At 51.5% G+C, this 7,161-nt stretch carries 8 protein-coding genes; 7 read left to right on the forward strand and 1 reads right to left on the reverse strand.

Going from position 1 to position 7,161, the window contains the following annotated elements; genetic code table 11:
• Positions 1-203 (reverse strand): hypothetical protein (locus AQR02_RS32945; protein WP_209444102.1); only part of this gene is annotated, 203 nt, incomplete at its 3' end.
• A 418-nt stretch (positions 204-621) separates the two neighbouring features.
• Here AQR02_RS32945 and AQR02_RS00715 point away from each other — a divergent pair.
• From AQR02_RS00715 to AQR02_RS00745, 7 genes are all read left to right on the forward strand, one after another.
• Positions 622-2,040, forward strand: coding sequence for an RtcB family protein (locus tag AQR02_RS00715; RefSeq protein WP_054938951.1), 1,419 nt, complete (start codon positions 622-624; stop codon positions 2,038-2,040).
• A gap of 207 nt (positions 2,041-2,247) precedes the next feature.
• The gene (locus tag AQR02_RS00720; RefSeq protein WP_054941939.1) at positions 2,248-3,180 is read left to right on the forward strand and encodes a manganese-dependent inorganic pyrophosphatase; all 933 of its coding nucleotides are present in this window, start codon (positions 2,248-2,250) and stop codon (positions 3,178-3,180) included.
• A gap of 158 nt (positions 3,181-3,338) precedes the next feature.
• On the forward strand, positions 3,339-3,773 hold the full coding sequence (locus tag AQR02_RS00725; RefSeq protein WP_054938952.1) for an Rrf2 family transcriptional regulator: 435 nt from the start codon (positions 3,339-3,341) through the stop codon (positions 3,771-3,773).
• Between the two features lie 152 nt (positions 3,774-3,925).
• Complete coding sequence (locus AQR02_RS00730) at positions 3,926-4,573, forward strand: nitroreductase family protein (protein ID WP_054938953.1); 648 nt, start codon at positions 3,926-3,928, stop codon at positions 4,571-4,573.
• A gap of 213 nt (positions 4,574-4,786) precedes the next feature.
• Positions 4,787-5,488 (forward strand): pirin family protein, encoded by a 702-nt coding sequence (locus AQR02_RS00735; protein ID WP_054938954.1) that lies wholly within the window; start codon positions 4,787-4,789, stop codon positions 5,486-5,488.
• Positions 5,489-5,528: 40 nt separating this feature from the next.
• The gene (locus AQR02_RS00740) at positions 5,529-5,858 is read left to right on the forward strand and encodes a hypothetical protein (RefSeq protein WP_054938955.1); all 330 of its coding nucleotides are present in this window, start codon (positions 5,529-5,531) and stop codon (positions 5,856-5,858) included.
• 186 nt (positions 5,859-6,044) lie between these two features.
• On the forward strand, positions 6,045-7,139 hold the full coding sequence (locus tag AQR02_RS00745; RefSeq protein ID WP_054938956.1) for a Glu/Leu/Phe/Val family dehydrogenase: 1,095 nt from the start codon (positions 6,045-6,047) through the stop codon (positions 7,137-7,139).
• Positions 7,140-7,161 lie beyond the last annotated feature (22 nt).

Below are 7,161 nucleotides of genomic sequence, written 5' to 3' on the forward strand. Positions count from 1 at the left end.
GGTGAAACGGACAAATCAGAGGTATAAATCCCTCTGATTCCGCCGCACGCGGGTGAAACGAGCAAATCAGAGGTATAAATCCCTCTGATTCCGCCGCACGCGGGTGAAACGAGCAAATCAGAGGTATAAATCCCGCTGATTCCGCCGCACGCGGGTGAAACGAGCAAATCAGAGGTATAAATCCCGCTGATTCTACCGTGCACATAGCCGGGGACTCTTATGTACCGATTCCCGGCAACTGAAATATAAGAAAGACTTCAGCCCACCCTGAAAGGAGAGAGAAGCATGAATACAAAGATGAATTGGCAAGAGCGGGAGGATATACAGGTCCTATTTCTATCCGTTTCCCCTGACTACACCACTATATCCATACAGCGCGTACAATCCGACGAGCGAGAGCCTTATCTGTCCGTCTGTCTCAAGTATCCTGCTTCCTCTCCCGTGAGGCGGAAGAAGAGGGTTCTCCCAAGGCTATAGCATGACCGTGCTACAGCAGAGAGGGAAGAAATGAGGCTGCCGGATTGCGCAAGTTTTCGCTGTACCTGGATACGGGTGGAGGTGAAGATGAACGCGGACCGGCAGCTTTTTTTGCATAAATAACAACAATCAGGAGGAGAAGCAATGAACTGGAACAGTAAGGCACACGGCAGTAACCATTATGAGCTAGAACTCCCGCATGGAGCGCTGCACGTGTTTGCCAATCAGGAGATCTACGAGTCGTTTGAGGATAAGGTGTTTGAGATGGCCGACAACAATCTGCGGATCCCGCGCAATAAATACATGGCTTATACCCCGGATGCGCATGTCGGCGTCGGGACCTGCATCGGCACAACGGCGGTGTGGAATATGAAGGACGGTATGGTGTCACCTTCAATTGTTGGCGTGGACATCGGCTGCGGGATGCGCGTGCACACGACGCCGCTGCACAAGCGGGATTTGCAGGACAAGGAAATCCGCCGCAAGCTGATCGAAACGATTGAAAAATATGTACCAACCAACGAACGCGTCAACAGCAATTATGCTGACATCGAGATTATGGAGGTTGTTCGCAGCGGGCTGAAGGGACTGCCGGACAAATACATTCCTTCGCCCCAGTGGATTACGCATGTGGAGGAAAGTAATTTCAGTTATGACCATGCGGCTCTGGAGATGCTCCCGCCTAAGATCTGCAAGAACGCACATGGCCAGCTCGGGACGCTGGGGAGCGGCAATCATTTTTGTGAGATTCAATATTTGGAGATTGCGGAAGAGTATAAGGAGCTGGCGGCGAAGTGGGGGCTGGTTGACGGAGGGGTTGTCGTAATGATTCATTCCGGCTCACGCGCCTGGGGAGCGATGGTGGGACGGGAGCATACCAGAACAATTAAAGAAGCCATGCATTTATGGGGAGTAAGCAACCCCGACCCGAACCTGAATTACGCGCCGATCAGCAGCCGTGAAGGCCAGACTTATCTGAATCTGATGTACTCTGCACTGAACTTTGCGGTAACGAACCGGCATATGATTGCGTTCGGGGTGCAGGAAGCCTTCCGTGAGCTGTACGGTCCGCAGTTTGAGATGCCGGTGCTGTATGACCTGATGCACAACTACGCGCTGAAGGAATTCCACCGCGGCCAGCCGATGCTGGTGCACCGCAAAGGGGCGACCCGGGCGCTGCCGCCGGGGCATTTTCTCAATACGCCGGTATATAAGGCAACGGGGCATCCGGCCCTGATTCCCGGCTCGATGGGCACCTCTTCGTACATTATGCTGGGCCGGGATGAAGGCGTGAAGAATTTCTACTCTATTTGCCATGGTGCCGGACGGCTGCGTTCCAGAAGAGCCACCCGGCTGGCGGTGACGGTCGATGAATTCAGCCAATCCCTGCGGGTTGGTACGGATGACGAGATCGTCGTGAACCACCGTTCCCTGGACACCATTCTCGATGAATGCCCGCAGGCGTACAAGGATGTGGACCAGATTATCGACAGTATCACTGGTGCCGGACTGGCAGATGTCGTGGCGAAGTGTAAGCCGATGGCCGTCATCAAAGGAATTTAGCTGTACGTGAAAAACAGTGACATAAAGGAGCAATTATACTGTATACATTCTTGTTAAAATAACCTGCCTGCGGAGTTTTTCATGAGCGGGTTATTATTTTATAGACTGCAGCCGGAGAGGGACGACAACTTCCTGCTCCTTGTCTGGCTTGTCCCTATCAATGTATGGTATATTATTCTCACAAAAAACAAAGTAAGGAGATTGGAAATGGAAAAAACTTTGATCTTTGGACACAAAAATCCGGATACGGATACGATTTGTTCGGCAATTGCCTATGCTGCACTTAAGAAGGAACTGGGATGGGATGCTGAACCGGTTCGTCTGGGAGAGGTAAGCGGCGAAACCCAGTTTGCGCTGGATCAATTCGGCGTGGCTGCACCTAGACTGGTTGAGAATGTTGCAGGGGAAGCTAAACAGGTCATTCTGGTTGACCATAATGAACGCCAGCAGAGTGCCAATGATATCGATCAGGTACGTGTGGTTGAGGTTATTGACCATCACCGGATCGCTAACTTTGAAACGGCTCACCCGCTGTACTACCGTGCCGAGCCTGTAGGCTGCACAGCAACAATCCTGAACAAGCTGTACAAAGAGAATGGAGTAGCCATTCCTAAGGAGATCGCCGGCCTGATGCTGTCTGCTATCATTTCCGATTCCTTGCTGTTCAAATCGCCTACCTGCACTGAAGAGGATGTAGCAGCTGCACGCGAACTGGCTGAAATTGCCGGTGTAGACGCCGAAAGCTACGGCCTGTCCATGCTTAAAGCCGGAGCTGACCTCAGTGACAAGAGCATTGCACAGCTCATCTCCCTGGATGCCAAAGAATTCAAAATGGGTGACTACAAAGTGGAAATTGCCCAAGTGAACGCGGTTGACGTGAACGACGTGCTCTCCAAGCAGGCGGAGCTGGAAACGGCCCTTACTGCGATCATTGATGAAAAAGGACTGGATCTGTTCCTGTTCGTAGTGACAGATATCCTGAACAATGATTCCGTGGGTCTGGCATTGGGCCGTGTTGCCGGTGCAGTTGAGCAGGCTTACAATGTGAAGCTGGATGACAATAAAGCAGTTCTGAAAGGCGTTGTCTCCCGCAAATCGCAAATCGTTCCAGTTCTGACTGAAACGATTGCTAAGCTCTAATTAATATTAGAATCTGTAAGCCCTGAGCGGCTGGTAGCCTATAATCATGCATAACAAGCCTCTGTCGGGTTGATTCCGGCAGAGGCTTTATTTTGCCAAAATGGGGTTTGCGTTCTATACTTAGTCTACAACACCTGAGTTAGGAAGGAGCCGGAACAATGGCGAAAACACGGAACAGCGGGGCTCTTCAATATAAATCATTTGGACTTGTCCTGCAGGCGCTTGTGCTGCTGGCGCGCAAAGGCAATACCTGTTCCAGCTGTGAACTGGCGGAACTGCTCTCTTCGGAGGCGACTTTGTTAAGGAAGACAATGGCTAAGCTGACGCGTGAGCAGATTCTGATGACCAAGGAAGGACGGGATGGCGGCTACGCCCTGAACCGTGTCCCGGAAGAACTGACGCTTGCAGAGATTTATCAGGCACTGGAAGATGAGTCGCGCTGCCAGGCAGGGAATGATACGATGTGCAGCACTGCGCTGGGGGGACAGCTGAAGGAAGCGTGCTTCGATATTTTTGAGGAAATGGACCGGAGCATGATGACGGTATTGGAGAAATATACGCTGGCGGATATGGTTCGCAAATCGGGCTGTTGACAGGAAGCTTTTTTGTGGATTATACTGTGCATAAATAATTACAGTTAAACGCCGCAAAAGCCGGGCAACAACGAATATTTTTTTGCGGTTAACTGTGCTTTTATACACACAGAATACAAATCAACTGGATTAGGAAGAGGAGGAGTATGGCAATGACAACAGAACTGAAATCGGAAGTGGAATTTAGCAAGGTGATCCGCGAGCGGCATTCGGTACGGAAATACGATCCATCCTGGAAAATTTCCGATGAGGAAATTAAGGAGATTCTGGGTGATGCCATTCTGGCGCCATCCTCATCCAATCTTCAGCCCTGGCGGTTTCTTGTAATTACGGATCAGGCGCTTAAGGAGAAAGTACTGCCGATCGCCCACAACCAGCAGCAGATTGTCGACGCCTCGGCTACAATTGCCGTAATCGGTGACATCGAAGCTTACCGCAATGCGGACAAAATTTATGAATACGCCGAAGCGGCTGGTTATGTAACAGCGGAAGTGGGCGCTGCGATGGCTAAGCGCAGCAAGGAAGGCTACTCCAGCATGCCGCAAGAGAAGCTGAAGGAGATTGCTCTGGTCGATGGCGGCCTGGTCTCCATGCAGCTGATGCTGGCCGCCAAAGCGAAGGGTTATGATACCGTACCAATGGGCGGATTCATTCCCGAGCAATTCCGCGAGCTGTTCAATATCCCGGAACGGTATGTGACCGTGATGCTGATTGCGCTGGGCAAAGCCGCTGCCGAAGGACGCTCAACGGCCAGACTGCCGCTGGATGAAGTTGCCCAGTGGAATGAATTTCAGGGTTAACAGGCATTGAGACGGTGATGCTCCTTGTAGGGGCCTATCCAATGATTTTATAGAAGAATAAGGGGCGGCCGGCGTATGCTGGCTGTCCTTTTTTTAATAGAAAAAACGGATACAATACGTTACCGGTATGGCTGTGGTTTTTTTGTTTTCCGGCGCTTTCTGTTAAACTATGGTTATAAGAGGATGCTCATGAATCTTTCAGGAGGGGATCACATGATAAAGGTCTATTCTGCAGAATCCGCTCACCAATTTGATCATGGCTGGCTGAAAGGCAGCCACAGCTTCTCGTTCGGGGATTTCTACGATCCGGACAATACAGCCTTCGGCCCGATGCGGGTCTGTAATGATGATACGATTTCCCCGGGCAGAGGCTTTGGTGCCCATCCGCACAGTGACATGGAGATCGTCTCCATCGTGCTCTCCGGAAGGCTGCGCCATGAAGATAATTTAGGTAATGTGGCGGAAACAACCTTTGGCGGCATTCAGCGGATGTCAGCGGGGACAGGCGCCATTCATACAGAACATAATCCTTCTGATTCGGAGCCGGTCCGGCTGCTGCAGCTGTGGTTCATGCCGCGTACCCGCGGCACCGCTCCCTCCTATACCACAGGGCGCTTTGATCCCGCTAAGCTTGAAGGCAGGCTTCTGCCTGTGGTGGCTGCAGAGCGTACGGCGGACATTGTGGATATCGCCCAGGATATGACGATTTATCTTGGCCGGGCAGGAGCCGGGCAGGAGCTGAATTTTCAGCAGGCGCCGGGGCGGCGGGTCTTTATCTATCTGATTGAAGGACAGCTCAAACTGCCGGATCATCAGGTTCTGTCTCCGGGAGATTCCGCGCGGATTGAGGAATACAGCGAATTATTGCTTGCTGCTGAAGCGGATACCCTGGTGATGGTGATTGATTTGCCGTAAGCTGTCCCGCCTAAGCACAACATTGAGGGAGGAACGAATGATGATGCAGCAGGAGAGAGTGCTGGTGAAGCATTCCGTAACGGGGCGAATGCTCGTCAGCAGCACTGACGGGCTGACGTATAGTTTTGATCCGCAGGGTGATCTTACATTAATTACGGTTTGCGGAGTGGAGGCTGAGCAAGGTGCGGCAGTAGTGGAGCTGCGGTCCGAGCTGAATGTATTCCGCTTTGAGGAGCCGGCAGGCGGTCCGGTCATCAAGCATTGGTATTACGTCGGAGACAATCCCGTGGAGTATGATGCTGCTTCCGGGTGCCTGAAGATCACTGTACAATCGGAAATTCAATACCGCCCGGATGAGTTCTGGGAATAGGGGCTTAGTGAAGCCCGTCTCGCTATCATCTAACATATTGCGTTATGTTTATGTTTGCTATGCGTACTTATTTCATGTTTTTTCCTTATAAAAGGACAAATGAACTTGACAATAATCTTTGAGTGTACTAGCTTTGTTATGAAACGTAACACGTTATAAAGAGATGAGACAGGAGAAATGGACAAAATGGAGTTATTTGCAGCAATGGAGCGGGATGATTACGAGGAACTGTTGTTTTGTCAGGATAAGGCATCGGGCTTAAAGGCAATCATTGCAATTCATGACACAACCCTGGGACCCGCACTGGGTGGAACGAGAATGTGGACGTATGCGTCCGAAGAAGCGGCGGTAGTCGATGCGCTCCGGCTGGCCAAGGGCATGACCTATAAGAATGCGGTTGCCGGGCTGAATTTGGGCGGGGGTAAAACAGTCATTATCGGTGATCCTAAAAAAGATAAAAATGAGGCGATGTTCCGCGCCTTTGGCAGATACATACAAGGACTTAACGGCCGTTACATTACAGCCGAGGATGTAGGGACGACGGAAGCAGACATGGACATTATTCATCAGGAGACCGATTTTGTAACCGGGATTTCAGCGACTTACGGTTCTTCGGGCAATCCATCCCCGGCTACGGCATTCGGAGTGTATCAAGGCATGAAAGCAGCAGCCAAAGCAGCCTTCGGCAGCGATTCACTGGCCGGCAAGACAGTTGCCGTGCAGGGGGTTGGGAATGTCTCGTTTACGCTATGCAAGTATCTGCATGAAGAAGGCGCCGAGCTGATTGTAACAGATATCAACAAAGAGGCCGTGGCCAGGGCGGTTGATGCTTACGGTGCTAAGGCCGTAGATCCTGCCGATATTCTTGGCGTGAAATGTGATATCTACGCACCGTGTGCCCTCGGCGCGACCATTAATGATGAGTCGCTGAAGGTACTCCAGGCGAAGGTGGTTGCAGGTGCGGCTAACAACCAGCTTAAGGAGCCCCGCCACGGGGATGCCCTGCATGAGATGGGTATCGTGTATGCTCCGGATTATGTCATTAATGCCGGCGGTGTAATCAACATTGCCGATGAGCTGAATGGCTATAATAAGGAACGCGCCTTTAAACAGATTGGCAAAATTTACAGCAGCATTACCCGCGTGCTGGAGATTTCGCGGACCAGTGGCATTCCTGCCTATGTAGCAGCGGACCGCCTTGCGGAAGAACGCATCGCGCTATTGCGGAATAGCCGCAGCACCTTCCTGCGCAATCCGCATCACGCGATTAGCAGAAGATAGCAGCGCCGCCGGATGCATAGCT

Origin of the sequence: Paenibacillus ihuae, from assembly GCF_001368795.1 — a bacterium.
GTDB lineage: Bacteria > Bacillota > Bacilli > Paenibacillales > Paenibacillaceae > Paenibacillus_AQ > Paenibacillus_AQ ihuae.

Excerpts from the sequence above, each read along its gene's own strand:
- AQR02_RS00730 (WP_054938953.1), top strand. The coding sequence starts at position 3,926 with ATGACAACAGAACTGAAATCGGAAGTGGAATTTAGCAAGGTGATCCGC.
- AQR02_RS00715 (WP_054938951.1), top strand. The coding sequence starts at position 622 with ATGAACTGGAACAGTAAGGCACACGGCAGTAACCATTATGAGCTAGAA.
- AQR02_RS00725 (WP_054938952.1), top strand. The coding sequence starts at position 3,339 with ATGGCGAAAACACGGAACAGCGGGGCTCTTCAATATAAATCATTTGGA.
- AQR02_RS00745 (WP_054938956.1), top strand. The coding sequence starts at position 6,045 with ATGGAGTTATTTGCAGCAATGGAGCGGGATGATTACGAGGAACTGTTG.
- AQR02_RS00735 (WP_054938954.1), top strand. The coding sequence starts at position 4,787 with ATGATAAAGGTCTATTCTGCAGAATCCGCTCACCAATTTGATCATGGC.
- AQR02_RS00720 (WP_054941939.1), top strand. The coding sequence starts at position 2,248 with ATGGAAAAAACTTTGATCTTTGGACACAAAAATCCGGATACGGATACG.
- AQR02_RS00740 (WP_054938955.1), top strand. The coding sequence starts at position 5,529 with ATGATGCAGCAGGAGAGAGTGCTGGTGAAGCATTCCGTAACGGGGCGA.